Below are 14,174 nucleotides of genomic sequence, written 5' to 3'. Positions count from 1 at the left end.
CTACCGCAGCAGCTTGTGGACCTCGCCGCAGAACTGCTGGGCGGACGTATTGTCCCGCATAATCAAAATTCCGGTGTCGTCCCCGGCCAGACTGCCCACCATACCTGCAATGGCCATTGCGTCCAGGGCGGAACAGGCAGCGGAAGCCAAGCCGGGCATGGTACGCACCACTACAATGTTTTGGGCTACGTCCACCGAAATGACTCCCTCCTTGAAAATATTGCGCAGGCGGGCGTCGGTGGTGGATGAGGACTTACGGTCTGACTGGGCATACCGGTACCCTCCTACTCCCGTGAGCTCTTTTACCAGACGAAGCTCCTTGATGTCCCGGGAAATAGTGGCTTGAGTGGTGGAAAATCCTCGGGCTTTCAGCTCCTCCAGCAGCTGCTCCTGGGTCTCCACATCCTGGGTCTGTACGATTTTCAAAATCTCATTCTGCCGTACATTCTTCATGGCGCCAACCCTCCCAGCTTTTGATTAATGACCTGATAAAAACTGCGGTCTGCCAGACGGAGCAGCTGCGTACACCGTTCGGACTGCTGTATTTCAACCCGGTCCCCGCCAGTCAGCCGGACAGCTTTTCCTCCATCCACTGACAAGTATAAATACTTTCTATTCCCTCTGGGAAGCTGGACAGTGACCACACGCTCTGGCGCCAGTACCATAGCTCTGGCCGCCAGCTGGTGGGCACACACCGGGGTTATAATAATACCTTTGGAGGTAGGCTCTACAATGGGCCCTCCTGCCGACATAGAGTAGGCGGTGGAACCGGTCGGCGTGGCAACAATAATGCCGTCTCCTGTAATGGAAGTTACCTTTACACGATCTGCCAGCACTTCCATCTCTGCCACTCGGGCCATGGAGCCCTTGGAGATGACCGCGTCGTTGAGCGCCAGGTCCTGGCTGACCAGCTTATCTCCCCGGAGCACCTTAACGTCCAGCATCATCCGCTCCTCAATGGTGTACATCCCATGGGCAAGAGGGGCCAGCAGAGGCAGTTCACAGCGTTCCAGCTCCGCCATAAAGCCTACGCTTCCGGTGTTGACGCCCAGAATGGGAACTGAGTGGAGGGTTGCGTCCCGTGCGGCGTGGAGAATGGTACCATCCCCGCCAAAGCAGATGAGCAAATCGGTACTGGGCAGTTCCTTCTCCAGAGTAGACAGAGCCACCTGCCGGGGCAGATCCAGCCGGTCCCCCTTCCTGGGCTGAAAGGGCAGACACATGACAGTCTTTGCACCGGCGTGCTCCAGAATCCGGCGGGCCTCCAGAGCAACACGCAGTCCTTTGTCTCGGTAGGGATTGGAGCTGAGTACGATTTTCATGGCACTTCCTCCTTTTAAACCCTGTGGGACTGTTCCACCAGCGCCCTCAGGTCCCCCTCATAGTCGGGACCTGTCCCCACCTGTAAATAACCCAGATATTCAATGTTGCCCTCCGGGCCCCTTATGGGTGAAAAGGTAATATCCTTTACAGTAAATCCGGCAGAGGCGGCGTAGGTCAGGAAGTGCTCCAATACTTCTAAATGAACCGCTGGGTCCCGTACCACACCCTTTTTTCCCACCTTTTCCTTCCCAGCCTCAAATTGGGGCTTTACCAGACAGACGGCCTGCCCCCTCTCAGCCATCAGGGGGCGCAGGGCCGGCAGGATGAGGTTCAGTGAGATGAAGGAGACATCCACGGAGAAAAAATCCAGGAGCTCTGGGATGTGTTCTGCGGTGAGATAGCGTGCATTGAGCCGCTCCATGCAAACCACCTGAGAGTGGGTACGCAGCCGCCAATCCAGTTGATTGTAACCCACATCCACAGCGTAGACCAGCTTTGCCCCGTTTTGAAGCATACAGTCGGTGAAACCACCCTTGGATGCACCAATGTCTGCACAAATTTTTCCATCCAGGACAATGGGCCACAGCTCCATAGCTTTCTCCAGCTTTAAACCGCCTCTGCTTACATAACGAAGAGACCGCTTCTCCCGCACTTCGATCACATCGTCTTCAGCAACCGGAGTCCCAGCCTTTAGCTGCTTCTGCCCATTGACATACACCTCACCCGCCATGATGAGGGCCTGGGCCTTCTGCCGGCTCTCCGACAGTCCCAGCTCTGTAACTGCAACGTCAAGACGCCGTTTTGCCACGTCCCAACACCTCCAACGCCTTACGAACCAAACCGGCTTCGTCCAAAGAATAGTCCTTTTTTAGCAAGCTGGCAGCTCCGTGGGGCACAAAGCCCTCACCACAGTTGACCAGCACTGTTTTCGTGGGCAGCCCGGCCAGCTGCAACCCAGAGGTGATTCGTTGTCCCACACAGCCTCGGGCACACTGCTCCTCTGCCACCAGCAGTACCCCCGTCTTGCGAACAGACAACTCTACCAGGTCCGGCACAAGGGGTGTAAGTTGATTTAGCTTTACAATCTCCGCCTGGACTCCCTGAGTCTCCAGCACCTCTGCGGCACTCAGCACCTCGTTGATTTCAGTGCCGTAGCTCACCATGGTAATGTCGCTGCCCCAACGCAGAATGACCGCAGGGTCCTCTCCTCCGGTCCCCACGTATTGCCCCTCACCGCCCCGGGGATAGCGCACCGCCACCGGGCCTTCAATCTGAAAAAGAGCCCGGCTTAACATGACCTCCAACTCCGCGAAGCTAGAGGGGGCCAGCACCGTCATGTTAGGAATGCTGTCCAAATATGCCACATCGAAAAGGCCGTGGTGGGTCTCGCCATCGTCCCCTACCAAACCGGTCCGGTCCACCCCCAGTACCACGTGGAGATTGTCAATGGCCGCGTCGTGGAGAAGCATATCGTAGGCCCGCTGCAAAAATGTGGAGTAAACCGCAAAGACAGGAATCGCCCGCTGTTTGGCCATTCCAGCAGCCATAGAGGCGGCACAGCCCTCGGCAATGCCTACATCAAAGAATCGGTCTGGGAATTTTTGTGCAAAGCGCTCCAGACCGGTGCCGCCGGTCATAGCGGCGGTAATGGCGCAGATCCGCCGGTCCTGTTCCGCCAGCCGCACCAATGTCCGACCGAAAACAACTGAAAAATTCTCGGCAGACCCCTGTTTGGGTTTACCAGTAATGGCATCAAAGGGTGCGACCCCGTGAAAGGCATCCGGATTTTCCTCTGCGGGCAGAAAGCCTTTCCCCTTTACAGTCTTGATGTGGAGCAGTACCGGCTCATCTATGTCTTTGGCGTACCGCAAAATGTTAGTCAACAGGGGCAGGTTGTGGCCATCCACTGGCCCCAAATAGCGGAAGCCCATATCCTCAAACATACTGCACGGCAGCAGTGCCTGTTTCAGCGCCTGTTTCAGCCGGTGGGTCACTTTGTAAATCGCCCTCCCAGGCGTGGTGGCGTTCATGATCCGGCGGTAGTGCTTTTTAAAGGTGAGATATTGGGGCTTGAGCCGCTGTTTAGCTAGGTGGTCTGCCACGCCGCCCACGTTGGGGGTTATAGACATACCATTGTCATTGAGGATGACCAAAATCTGCTGGTCACTGCCCCCAGCGTTGGACAATCCCTCGTAGGCCAGACCGCCAGTAAGGGCCCCATCGCCGATGAGGGCAATCACCTTGTAGTCCTCCTCCAGCACGGTTCGGGCCCGGGCCATCCCCAGCGCTACCGCCACCGAATTGGAGGCGTGGCCGGCGATAAACGCGTCATGTACGCTCTCTGACGGTTTGGGGAAGCCGGCGACGCCGCCATACTGCCGCAGTGTAGACATGGCCTCCCTGCGGCCGGTGAGCATCTTATGGGGGTAACACTGGTGGCCTACATCAAATACCAGCCGGTCCACTGCGGTATCAAAAACCCGGTGAATGGCTACTGTAAGCTCCACCGCCCCCAGATTGGAGGCCAGATGTCCCCCAGTCCAGGATACATCCTCCACCAGCTCCTGACGCAGCTGGACGCACAAAGCCTCTCCCTCCTGGTCGGTTAGGCGGGAGAGGATGGGCTCATATTCTTTTTTGGTGGCAGATGTTGTCAATGTTGGGTTCCTCCACTATATTGGGATCATTTCATCCTCAAAGCCAGGTTTTCCGCCAGCCAGATGTGGAAATCTGGGTGTTCAAAGCACTGAAGTGCCTCTACTCCCTGACGGGTCAGTTTCTCCACCAGAGCAGCGCAGGAGTCCAGCCCCAAGGCGGAGGCAAAGGTACTCTTTTCGTTGGCCTGGTCGGACCCCAGAGGCTTGCCCAGTTCCTCCTGGGAGCTGATTACGTCTAGCATATCATCCCGCACCTGAAAGGCTCGGCCTAGAGCCAGGGCATAGGTGCGTACTTGCTCCCGCTGTTCCCAGGTCCCGCCGGCGGCAATACAGCCCAGCTCGGCGGCAGCGGAGATGAGCGCACCGGTCTTCAGGCTTTGCAGCAGCTCTAGTTCCTCCAAATCCAGCGCACGGCCCTCACCGGCCATATCCAATGCCTGTCCGCCCACCATGCCGGCAGACCCGGCGGCCCGGGACAGACAGGCAACTGCGGCCACCACCTGACCAGCCGGCAGTTCTGCTCTGGTCAGATGGTCAAAAGCGGCGGTGAGCAGGGCGTCACCGGCCAGGATGGCGGTGGCCTCTCCGTAGACTACATGGTTGGTAGGCCGTCCCCGGCGCAGACTGTCGTTGTCCATGGCGGGCAGGTCGTCGTGGATCAGGGAATAGGTGTGGACCATCTCCACCGCGCAGGCAAAGGGCAGAGCTGCCTCGGGGGCTCCGCCGCACATCCGGCAGGTCTCTAGGGTCAGGATGGGCCGAATGCGCTTTCCACCCGTCAGCAGGGAGTACTCCATCGCCTCCTGCAACGAAGCATAGCGGGGCTCACCGGCGAAAACTTGGGACAGATACAACTGAATCATCTCCTGATCCAGGGCCATTCTCTCTGTAAAGCTATTTTCCATGTCAGCCATTGCCCAAGAAGGGCTCCTCCACAACTTCTCCCGATCTTCCCGCGGTCAGCAGCGACACCTTCTGCTCCGCCTCGTCCAGCTGAGCGGTACACTCCCGCAGCAGCCTGGCCCCCTCCTCGAAGAGGGCCATCGCCTGCTCCATAGGTGCGTCCCCCTTCTCCAGAAGGGAGACGATCTCCTCCAGCCGGGCCATGGAGCCCTCAAAATCCAGTTTCTTTTTTGCGGCCATAAGACCTACTCCCTTTCTATAATACCTGGCAGTCCACACTGCCGTCTGTCAAGGTCAAGCTCAATTTGTCACCAGCGTGTACGTCCCGCACGGACGCAACCACCGTTCCGTCTCCCTGCCGGGCGATGGCATAGCCGCGGCTCAGCACCTTCAGGGGGCTCAGCGCGTCCAGGGCGGCGGCCAAGGTCTCCAGCTGTTTCCGGCGCTTGGCCAACACGTGCTGGGCGGCGCCAGGCAGAGCGGAGGACAGTGTGGTCAAGCGAACCCGCTGACTGCTGGCACAACTTCGAAGTCCATGGACCAGACGGCTACTCTGGTAGTCCAGCAGCAGACGCTTCTCACGAAAATAAAAGGAGGGGTCTGTCATAGGTCTGCTGGCTACCAACCGATCCAGACGCCGGCGCTGTTGGACTAGCCGGCTATTCATTGCACTTGTCAGCCGCTTTCCCTCTCCCATAAGGGTCATCGAGATTTCTTTCCGGTCCGGCACCGCACTCTCGGCGGCGTGAGAGGGTGTGGCCGCCCGCAGGTCTGCCACAAAGTCGGCAATGGTCACATCGGGCTCATGGCCCACGGCGGAGATGATGGGGGTCTGCGCGTTGTAGATGGCCCGGGCCACCACCTCCTCATTAAACGCCCACAGATCCTCCGCAGTACCGCCGCCCCGCCCGGTAATCAGCAGATCGGCCACGTGGTTGGCGTCGGCCCAACGGATGGCGGCAGCAATTTCCTCCGGAGCCTCCGCCCCCTGGACCCGAGTGGGAACGACCTTGATTTCCGCCAGGGGCCAGCGCATCCCCAAAATCTCGATCATATCATGGACTGCGTCCCCCGCTGTGGAGGTGATAAGAGCAATCCGTTTGGGAAATTTAGGAATCTCCTTCTTGTGGTCCAGGTCAAACAGCTCCTCCCGGGCCAGCTTCTCTTTCAGCTGCTGGAAGGCCAGGGCCAGATCTCCAACCCCCTCCGGCGTGAGGCGTACACAGTACAGCTGATACTGTCCGTCTCTAGGGAACACCGAAATCCGACCTGCGGCAATGACCTGCATCCCATTCTGGGGCCGGAAGCGCAAGGACTGGGCATCCCCCCGAAACATGACGCACCGCAGGGCCCCATCCCCGTCTTTTAGAGTGAAGTAGTGGTGGCCGGAGGGGTACATCTTGTAGTTGGACAGCTCCCCCCGCACCATCAGGTTGGACAACAGGCGGTCCCGGTCCATCATATTTTTCAAATACTGCCCCACCTGACTGGGGGTCAGAATGGAAGTTTCTCTCATATTATCCCCTCCGCCCGGGCGGCCCGCCAGGTGAGCACGGCGGTTCCCATGGCATTATCGGTGGAATACTGGGGCTGGGCAAAGACGGCCCCGTAGGAGGCCAGCCAGGGCCGCAGCTTGGAGTTGGAGGCCACGCCGCCGGAGCAGAGCACCGGCAGACCGGGATACCGCCGCTGTGCCTCCTGCGTGGCGCGGACTACCACGTTGAAGACAGCGTCCAGGGCGAAGCGGGCGATGTTGGCCGGTTTTTCTCCCTCCGCCGCCAGGGCCTTCACCTGGTTCTCCATACCGGACAGAGAAAATGTAAGGCCTTTCAGCTTTACACGCGGCTCATAGCAGGTATCTGCCTGGAGATACAGCGCGTCCAGGGCCTTTCCCGCCGGAAACTGGAGTCCCAGCAGGACCCCGGTGCGGTCGATGAGCTGACCAGCGGACAGGTCGCTGGTGCCGCCGATGATCTCCGCTGACACTGTAAACCCTTCTGGCTTTACAAGAAGCAGTTCCGTAGTGCCGCCCGACAGATGCCAGGCCAGAAAGGGGGCGTCCAGCAGCTCCAGCCGCCCAGCGGACCAGGCGGCGGCGGCCAGGTGCCCCTGCTGGTGGGAGTGGGCGTAGAAGGGTACGCCCAGCGCGGCGGCGATCCCTCGGGCCTGGGACTCCCCCGCCAGAAAACAGGGCATATAGGAGCCCTCCACCGCTCTGGGCCGGGCTGACGCCCCCACCGCCTGAATCTCCTGCCGCACGCCCAACAGCTGTTCCAACAGCTCCGGCAGCCGCTTCACATGCTGAAACAGCGCGTCGCTTTGGCGCAGGCCCAGTTCTCCCGGGCGTACATCCAGCAGACGGCCACTATTGGTCCCCGACACCCCATCAAACAGAGCGGCAGAAGTGGTGTAGTTGCTGGTATCCAAGCCAAGGACAGCCATCAGTCTGTCTCCTCCTCCAGTTGGACCGTATCCTTCTCCGGCTTCGGCGGGCTATCCTCCACCTCGGTGCGGACAAAGGTGCCCAGAATGCCGTTGACAAAGGAGACCATCTCCACCGGCTCATATTTCTTAGCCATCTCCACCGCTGCATTAATGGCGGCAGCATTTGGCACATCGGGCATATAGAGTACCTCATACATGGCAGTACGCATAATGGCCGCCGCCATCCGGGGAATGCGGGCAAAGGCCCAGCCCACCGAGTAGCGGCTGATACAGTCGTCCAGCTCGGGACCATGGGCAAACACCCCCTGGACCAGTGTCCGGATGTATTTCTCCTGCTTTTCATTGGGGAACTGCTCATAAAGGGGCAGCTCCTCCGCCAGCTCCTGAAAGCGCTCCTTGTTCAATTCCGCCTCCAGCACCTCCTGAGCGCTGCGGTTGTCAAAACCCAGGGCAAAAATAATATGTACGGCGATTTCCCTCGCACTGTTTCTTGTCATAGGTACATCCTCCCAGCAATCTTCCCTTTTATAAACCATTCCTATTATATACATGAATATACAAAAAGAAAAGCCCTAATTTGAAATTCTTTTCAGAGATGGTCAATTTGCGCAGAGGTGTGGCCGATATACAGAAAAAGGGGCTGCGCAACTGCTGGTTGCCCCAATGCAACGGGGATGCGGTTTACATTTGTGGGAAAATTTCCTAAGCTGGACGAGGTGAACAGGAATGGAACTGAGGAAAAAGCTGTCCCAACTGCGGAAGGAAAAGGGACTGACACAGCTGGAGCTGGCCGAGATGCTGAACGTCTCCCGCCAGGCCGTATCAAGATGGGAGGTGGGATCGGCAGTCCCCACGGTGGACAATTTAGTGAGCCTGAGCGAGGTGTACGGCGTGCCGCTGGACGACCTGGTCAGGTTTGAAGACACAAAAGTGGAAGCACTGGAGGAAACTCCAGCGGCTGCGGAGAACCCCCTGGCACCGGCCCCGGCGAGGTCCCATACCACTCTGGTCGCTCTGCTGCTGGCGGTCCTGATTTTGGTGGTTGGCATCCTCATTGGGATCAACCTCCAGCAGCAACCAGAGCAGCGGGCCTTTCCTGTCATTGACCAAAACAGCCGGGTCACCGTAGGTGATCTGGGCACAGAAGATGTCCTCTCAGTCGGCTGGCTGGAGAAGACCTTGACCGACATAGAGGAGGAGGCGAAGTGGCTGGAGGAGCAGTCCAGTGCAGTACAATCATTACCTTGAAAGGTGGTTTTTATGAGTATTTCCATCCCGACAGAGCCCGTCTATCGCCCTTGTTACTACTATGATTCTTCTACCGGAAAAATGGCCTTGGGCCAATATAACTACACGGAGATGTTGGAGAAGCTGGCCGCCGCGCCGGAACGCCATGATATCACCTACTGGGTCCCGGACGAGTATGGACGGGTCCTCATAGACCCGAAGCACCCCTGGCAAGCCTCCCTGGAGTCCGAGGATGCCTCTGATATCCGTCTCCCCTCCTCCTGTCTCTCCGGACTGCCCGCTGTGGGAAACTCCAGGACGGAGCGGCGGCATGCGGAACAGGAGAAGGAGCGGAAACTTCAGGAGGAGCGGCTCCGGCTGTTCCGGGAGGAGCGGGAGCGGACAGCCCGGCAGGAAGTCCTGCTCCATCGCCTGACTCAGTCGATTTTGACGGCACGTGGTTAAGTTTTCCAAATCAATTCTGATATATAGTTTGATAGAGACGTCGAAATTGCGATATGGATATCGGAATTTGAAGGAGAATGATCCATGATTGAACCCATCGACTATTCATCCACAATCACAAAAATTGAGGGCGGACATCGATACACAAATGCTTAGGGGAGTTGGGATTTCAAAGAGGTCGAACTTCAGGTAAGTCCCTCGTCCGAGGAAGATAAGTGTACTGACAAATGGACGGGAGTCAAACCCTTAACGTTGAAAAAGCAAATATCGAAAATGAAGCCCAAATTCACTGCTGGCAGTTTGCAGTATAATCCTAAGACCCGGGATATCTGGAAAACCATCAGCGATCAAGCATATTCCGCCATTGGGAAGTTCATGGATGTAACGATGAGCGAAGATGAGCTGGCATCGGCATTTCAAAACTTGGCGCATGGCCTGTTCGAATCTACCGCCTGGGCGGGTTATCCGATTCCTTTACTTGCACCCTATCAGGAGCAGGCTTGTACAGAAGCGATTTATGATGAGTTTCGGCAAAAAATCTTATCAATTGCGGTGCAGCGGAACAATGATGGCGGGATAAATTTGACCCAGAAGATTTTTTATACAGGCCGAACTTGGGCTGCCTATACAGACGAGAACGGCATTCGTCGAGTGGTCAGCAAAGATGTTATTTTCCAGAAAGACAAAAGTGACCTGATGAACGTGGGAGCTCTTCTGAACTTTGGTACGCAAAAAGAACATGACCCTGTCAATCAGTTTTTAAAAAATCTTCAGCTCTATCCCAAGTCATATTTTATGCGCATTGGAGTGGGATGCAGCTTTGACCGCACCATATGAAATCGTCGTTTGGCTAAAAAATCAGGGACCTCCCAATTGGGAAGTCCCTGATTTTTTAGCCGTAGAATTTGTGGCCGCCGAGAGTCGCAATGAGTTTTTTATTGCGGGCGGCCCAGCTGTTGGAGCCAGAGTCAAAGAACAGCGCGCCCTTTGTCTCCTCCACTTCTCCCCCGTCCATCACCAGTTTGGCAGCGATGACGCTGGTCTGGGAGGGGTCGGTTTTGGCCAACGCCCCGGACTTGTAGCAGCTGAACTGGTTCTTCTGAGCCAGCACGCTCTCCACCGTATCGGGGAAAATGGAGCTGGCAACCCGGTTGAGCACCACGTTGCCCACAGCCATCTGTCCCTCTAGCGACTGGTTGCCGCTCTCGCGGTAGATGATGCGGGAGAGCCAGTACAGGTCCTCTGCATCATAGAAGCTGTCGCCGGAGGCAATGGCCTCCACACCGCGTGTCACTGAGACAGCGCCGGTGTTGACATCGTACACCAGCCCGGCGCCGAAAGCTCGGGTCAGTGCGGACAGGGGGGCGGAAAGCTGGCCATTCTCAGGCAGCTGCACCTCCTCCGGCACGTAAAGATACCGGCCATTGGCCACCACATAGAGCTTGCCCGCCTGAGCGGTCAGAGTAAGCTGCTGTGTAGTTACTGTCATCGTCTCGCCGTCCCAGGCGATCTGGGCGGCGGGATCCAGAAGCTGAGCCATCAGGGCCACAGAAACATAGGTAGTGCCCTTTTGATAGTATTTACCCAGCTCCAGGGGAGCCGGCTGCCCATCAATCAGCAGCTTGGTATCCCCTGTGGGGACCTCATCCACGGCGGGTGCGCTGTCCTCGGCAGAAGCCTCTGTGTCAGCGGGCATCCCCTCTCCGGCGGGGTCCTCGGTATTGGCAGACGCATCCTCTTCAGCGGGCGTCTCCTCCCCGGCGGGGATGTCGGGGGATTCAGTTGGGGTCTGTGTCGTTTGCGCTTCAGTCTCAAGTGCTGTCTCATTGGAAACTGCACTCTCCTCCTCTGCCAGGAGGGCGGCAGCCGGCTGAGGATCTGCGGCGGCGCCCATCAGGAGGAGCAGAGCAAAGGCGCTCAGTACAATGGAAAACAGCTTGCGCTTCATTATCTGCCTCCTTCGGATACGGATTTGTCATAATTATGACAACCAAAAGCAATCACTGTTACTTTTGTAACCACATTGTAACCAATTTCAGAATACAAAACAAGGGCAAAATTGACTATAAATAGCCCCCTGTTCTTGTGTAAGTTGTCAGAATTAAACAGGAATAAGCCCGATTTCCTCCTCTTTTTCCAATCCAGGTCCATTTCTGACAGTAAAAGAGCGCCCACCTTCCACATAGGTGAGCGCCGGTTTTGTTACCGTCAGATGCCGCGATTCAGCGTCTTCCGCAGGCGGATTTTCCCCGCCAGGGCCTGATCGATCATATCCAGGAACTTTTCTCTGTCCTCAGGCAGTCCCCCCTTCAGAGGCAGGTAGTTAGAGGCGTGGTTGCTGGTGAAGTGGAGCGGGTCCACATCCAGGTGTTCAATCAGCATACGGCACTCCTCCAGCACGTGGTCGGCGGAGCACACCTCAAATCGGCCCGCCAGCACATCCTCTCCCAGCGGGGTTCCCTTGGCGGGAGCGAAGGTCATGGCGGATAGGTGCCGGGGCTTCATGGCGTTCATCATTTTTGCGGTGGAAAGGATGTGTTCCTCCCAGTCGCCCCCCTCCCCGTTGGCCCCGGTCATACCCAGGATGATGGTGACCCAAAGGTCGATGCCCGCCTCCACCAGGCGGCGGCCTGCCAGCAGCATTTCATCGGCGGTACAGCCCTTGTGAATGAACTGGAGGACCTGGTCGCTGCCGCTCTCAACTCCCAGATAGGCCCGGGACAGTCCCGCCTCGCGCAGGGTCCTCAGCTCCTCCGGTGTCTTGGACAGGGTGCTCTTGGGCCCGGCGTAGAGGGTCACCTTCTCCAGGCGGTGGAAGGTCTTATAGAGCTTATCCAGAATCTGAAGCAGTTCCTCCGTCTTCATAATGATGGCGTCGCCGTCCATGAGGAACACCCGCTCCAGGTCCGGGCCGTAGTACACCCGGGCCATGTCGATGTCCTCTAAAATCTCCGCCACCGGACGGATGCGGAATTTCTTCTCCTTGTACATTCCGCAGAAGGTACACTTGTTGTTGGAGCAGCCAATGGTACACTGGAGCAGGTAGCTCTTCCACTCCCCTGGCGGCCGGTACAGCAAATCGCTGTCATATCGCATATCACATACTCCTCTCCTGTGACGTCTCTTATTATGGTGCTTCTACAGGCTGGCCGTCCCGGAACACCTTCCGAATGTTCTTCTCCGCCTTGCTCCTTGGCAGCATGACCTCGTGGCCGCAGCCCTGGCAGCGCATTTTAAAGTCCATCCCAACCCGCAGCACCAGCCACTCCCCGCTGCCGCAGGGGTGGGGCTTCTTCATCCTTAGTATATCGTTGACATGGATGTCCATATCAATTCCCTCCAGCTATTCGTCCACATCAATTCGCTCAATTTTGAATATGACCGGCCTGGTGCCGTCTGAGCAGCAGGCAATCATGGTATGTTCTTCCTTCATCCAGCCTCTCATAATAGAACCGCCCTGCAATCCGGTATAGATGTAGCGGGCAATCGCGTCCCACGCCTCCGAACAGTGCGGCATATTGGGGCCGCCCGCAACGGTGTCGGGGTCGGCGTCCGTCCTGACCAGGGTATTCAAGCCGCCATGCCAGAAATGGTCCTGGTGTTCATCCCGCTCAAATATAAATTCATCGCCAATGTTGTAACAGGGACACATGCCGGCGTCCGGGTCAGCACAATACGCTCTCTGCAATTCCGGATACAGCTTTTTATCAATCACAGTTACTTTTACCTGACACTTCATGCCACCGCCTCCAGAATCCACGTCAGTCGAAGAATTTCCCGGTGAAAAAGTTCTCGTTCCCCAGGGGTCTCGCCGTGAGACGGAACATGACGCAGCCGTCCGGGCAGACCACCACCTTGCTGTACTTGTCATCTCCGCCCACCTTGGTCAGGTCGCCGCCGCTGCGGACCGCCTCCATCAAAGGGAAGAGCATCATCATGGTCTTGGAGCAGATGCCGCAGCCCTGGGCGTTGACCGGACAGCCGTAGGTGCAGGTGTACTTGTCTCCAACCTCCTCGCCGTTGCGGCAGTACCGCTCGGTGTGGTCGCCGCGGAGGAAGCCGATGACCTCCACCTCAAACTCGTACTCCTCATCATACCACTTTTTCATACCGTTTTTCCCCTTTCCCGGCAGATTGAACCCTATTATAAAATAGGATTCATGCCCTTGTCAACCACATCACTCCTCCATTCGCCAGCAGGTCAGCTCTTGTTCACTCCAGCGGTAGGTAAGAATCCTCTCATGGAATATATGAAGGCCGTCCTCAAACGCAAATTCTCCCTCAAACTTATGCCGGAATACGACTCTTCTCTCCGGGATGGAATAGAGCCATATGCAGTTATCCCGGCTCAAAAACAGCTTGGTCTCGTCTTGAGACAGGGCGAAATGCTGAATCAGCTCCCCTGGTACGAACTCCTGAGGCGTTCCGCCAAGGGCGGCAGGGAGTACTACGATTTTAGAGGATATAGTGCTACCCTCAATCGGGCCCTTGCACAGCAGGTACATCTGACCGGACGGCCCCAGCGCGCACTGTACGCAGGGCTCGGTATCCGCCAGTTTTTTCAGCTTGTTCCCCGCCAGGTCATAGCGCAGGATGGCGTCCCCATTCAGGAGCAGAAAAGAGTTTTCGTCCTCCTTCCAGATCCCGCAGCAGGTGTCCACCTTCTTCTTTCGAGCCGTCTCCGTATTGAGATCAAATACGCTCAAGAAGCCGCCCATCCAGTTCATCAGCAGCAGCTTATCCCGGCCGTTAAATCCGACGTAATCCGAATACTGAGGCACTCCCTTCCTGTAGGCCCTCCTCAGGCTTAAATCGCTCCGGTTCAGCTCCAGGATTCGCTTGTTCAAAACCGCAAACAGCCGGTCCTCCTCCACCTGGATACATCTTGTGCTGTCCCTGGTCGGAACGCTGGCCAGCTCCTCCCCTGTCTCAAGGGACAGCTTGCGCAGACGCATCGAGGCGTAGCAGGACCCCCAGCCGTCGGAGACGTAAAAGGCCGATGGGTCAAAGGGGTCTGAAACCGGCGCCATAACTCCCCCGCCGCTGATGTTGTTTTTCATCCGCACGGTCCATTGCTTGCAAAGCTCCATACCGGTACCTCTTATTAAAAAGCGCCGGACCCCCGATGGCGTCCGGCGCTCTCAATCAAACTTC

The 14,174-nt window shown here is 57.1% G+C and carries 18 protein-coding genes; 3 read left to right on the top strand and 15 right to left on the bottom strand.

Annotated features, from left to right (window positions below):
- Genes D1646_RS00160 through nusB form a run of 9 tightly spaced genes read right to left on the bottom strand, consistent with a single transcriptional unit; the run spans position 1 to position 7,825 of the window.
- Positions 1–453, bottom strand: a complete 453-nt coding sequence (locus D1646_RS00160; protein WP_160634474.1) for an arginine repressor — start codon at positions 451–453, stop codon at positions 1–3.
- On the bottom strand, positions 450–1,322 hold the full coding sequence (locus tag D1646_RS00155) for an NAD(+)/NADH kinase (protein ID WP_160634473.1): 873 nt from the start codon (positions 1,320–1,322) through the stop codon (positions 450–452). The genes D1646_RS00160 and D1646_RS00155 overlap by 4 nt, the downstream gene beginning before the upstream one ends.
- Before the next feature lie 14 nt (positions 1,323–1,336).
- A complete protein-coding gene (locus tag D1646_RS00150; protein ID WP_160634472.1) occupies positions 1,337–2,131 on the bottom strand; it encodes a TlyA family RNA methyltransferase in 795 nt (264 codons plus the stop codon).
- Entirely contained in the window at positions 2,112–3,980 is a 1,869-nt protein-coding gene (gene dxs / locus D1646_RS00145; protein WP_160634471.1) for a 1-deoxy-D-xylulose-5-phosphate synthase, read from the bottom strand. Before dxs ends, D1646_RS00150 begins: the two co-directional genes overlap by 20 nt.
- Positions 3,981–4,006: 26 nt before the next feature.
- Complete coding sequence (locus tag D1646_RS00140) at positions 4,007–4,894, bottom strand: polyprenyl synthetase family protein (protein ID WP_243153958.1); 888 nt, start codon at positions 4,892–4,894, stop codon at positions 4,007–4,009.
- On the bottom strand, positions 4,887–5,123 hold the full coding sequence (locus D1646_RS00135; RefSeq protein ID WP_160634470.1) for an exodeoxyribonuclease VII small subunit: 237 nt from the start codon (positions 5,121–5,123) through the stop codon (positions 4,887–4,889). Before D1646_RS00135 ends, D1646_RS00140 begins: the two co-directional genes overlap by 8 nt.
- A gap of 16 nt (positions 5,124–5,139) precedes the next feature.
- Positions 5,140–6,399 carry an exodeoxyribonuclease VII large subunit gene (gene xseA, locus D1646_RS00130; protein WP_160634469.1) on the bottom strand — a complete coding sequence of 420 codons (1,260 nt, stop codon included), beginning with the start codon at positions 6,397–6,399 and terminating at the stop codon, positions 5,140–5,142.
- Positions 6,396–7,325, bottom strand: a complete 930-nt coding sequence (locus tag D1646_RS00125) for a DNA-binding protein (RefSeq protein ID WP_160634468.1) — start codon at positions 7,323–7,325, stop codon at positions 6,396–6,398. Before D1646_RS00125 ends, xseA begins: the two co-directional genes overlap by 4 nt.
- On the bottom strand, positions 7,325–7,825 hold the full coding sequence (gene nusB / locus D1646_RS00120) for a transcription antitermination factor NusB (RefSeq protein WP_160634467.1): 501 nt from the start codon (positions 7,823–7,825) through the stop codon (positions 7,325–7,327). Before nusB ends, D1646_RS00125 begins: the two co-directional genes overlap by 1 nt.
- Positions 7,826–8,054: 229 nt before the next feature.
- Here nusB and D1646_RS00115 point away from each other — a divergent pair, with 229 nt between their 5' ends.
- From D1646_RS00115 to D1646_RS00105, 3 genes are all read left to right on the top strand, one after another.
- Positions 8,055–8,576, top strand: coding sequence for a helix-turn-helix transcriptional regulator (locus D1646_RS00115; RefSeq protein WP_160634466.1), 522 nt, complete (start codon positions 8,055–8,057; stop codon positions 8,574–8,576).
- Positions 8,577–8,588: 12 nt separating this feature from the next.
- Entirely contained in the window at positions 8,589–9,020 is a 432-nt protein-coding gene (locus D1646_RS00110) for a hypothetical protein (protein WP_160634465.1), read from the top strand.
- A gap of 273 nt (positions 9,021–9,293) precedes the next feature.
- Positions 9,294–9,857, top strand: a complete 564-nt coding sequence (locus D1646_RS00105) for a hypothetical protein (RefSeq protein WP_160634464.1) — start codon at positions 9,294–9,296, stop codon at positions 9,855–9,857.
- 55 nt (positions 9,858–9,912) lie between these two features.
- Here the strand turns inward: D1646_RS00105 and D1646_RS00100 are convergent, their stop codons facing one another.
- The 6 genes from D1646_RS00100 to D1646_RS00075 all read right to left on the bottom strand — a co-directional run bounded on the left by D1646_RS00100 (position 9,913) and on the right by D1646_RS00075 (position 14,110).
- Complete coding sequence (locus D1646_RS00100; protein WP_160634463.1) at positions 9,913–10,968, bottom strand: cell wall hydrolase; 1,056 nt, start codon at positions 10,966–10,968, stop codon at positions 9,913–9,915.
- 260 nt (positions 10,969–11,228) lie between these two features.
- On the bottom strand, positions 11,229–12,116 hold the full coding sequence (locus tag D1646_RS00095) for a radical SAM protein (RefSeq protein ID WP_160634462.1): 888 nt from the start codon (positions 12,114–12,116) through the stop codon (positions 11,229–11,231).
- Between the two features lie 31 nt (positions 12,117–12,147).
- Positions 12,148–12,348 (bottom strand): DUF951 domain-containing protein, encoded by a 201-nt coding sequence (locus tag D1646_RS00090; RefSeq protein ID WP_160634461.1) that lies wholly within the window; start codon positions 12,346–12,348, stop codon positions 12,148–12,150.
- Positions 12,349–12,363: 15 nt separating this feature from the next.
- Positions 12,364–12,759 (bottom strand): TIGR04076 family protein, encoded by a 396-nt coding sequence (locus tag D1646_RS00085; protein ID WP_160634460.1) that lies wholly within the window; start codon positions 12,757–12,759, stop codon positions 12,364–12,366.
- A gap of 22 nt (positions 12,760–12,781) precedes the next feature.
- A complete protein-coding gene (locus tag D1646_RS00080; RefSeq protein WP_160634459.1) occupies positions 12,782–13,129 on the bottom strand; it encodes a TIGR04076 family protein in 348 nt (115 codons plus the stop codon).
- A gap of 69 nt (positions 13,130–13,198) precedes the next feature.
- Positions 13,199–14,110 (bottom strand): hypothetical protein, encoded by a 912-nt coding sequence (locus D1646_RS00075; RefSeq protein WP_160634458.1) that lies wholly within the window; start codon positions 14,108–14,110, stop codon positions 13,199–13,201.
- Between the last annotated feature and the right edge of the window lie 64 nt (positions 14,111–14,174).

The sequence above is a fragment of the Pseudoflavonifractor sp. 60 genome, assembly GCF_009911645.1.
GTDB lineage: Bacteria > Bacillota > Clostridia > Oscillospirales > Oscillospiraceae > Lawsonibacter.
The sequence above is the reverse complement of the archived record's forward strand: the minus strand, read 5'-3'. Positions and strand labels throughout refer to the sequence as shown.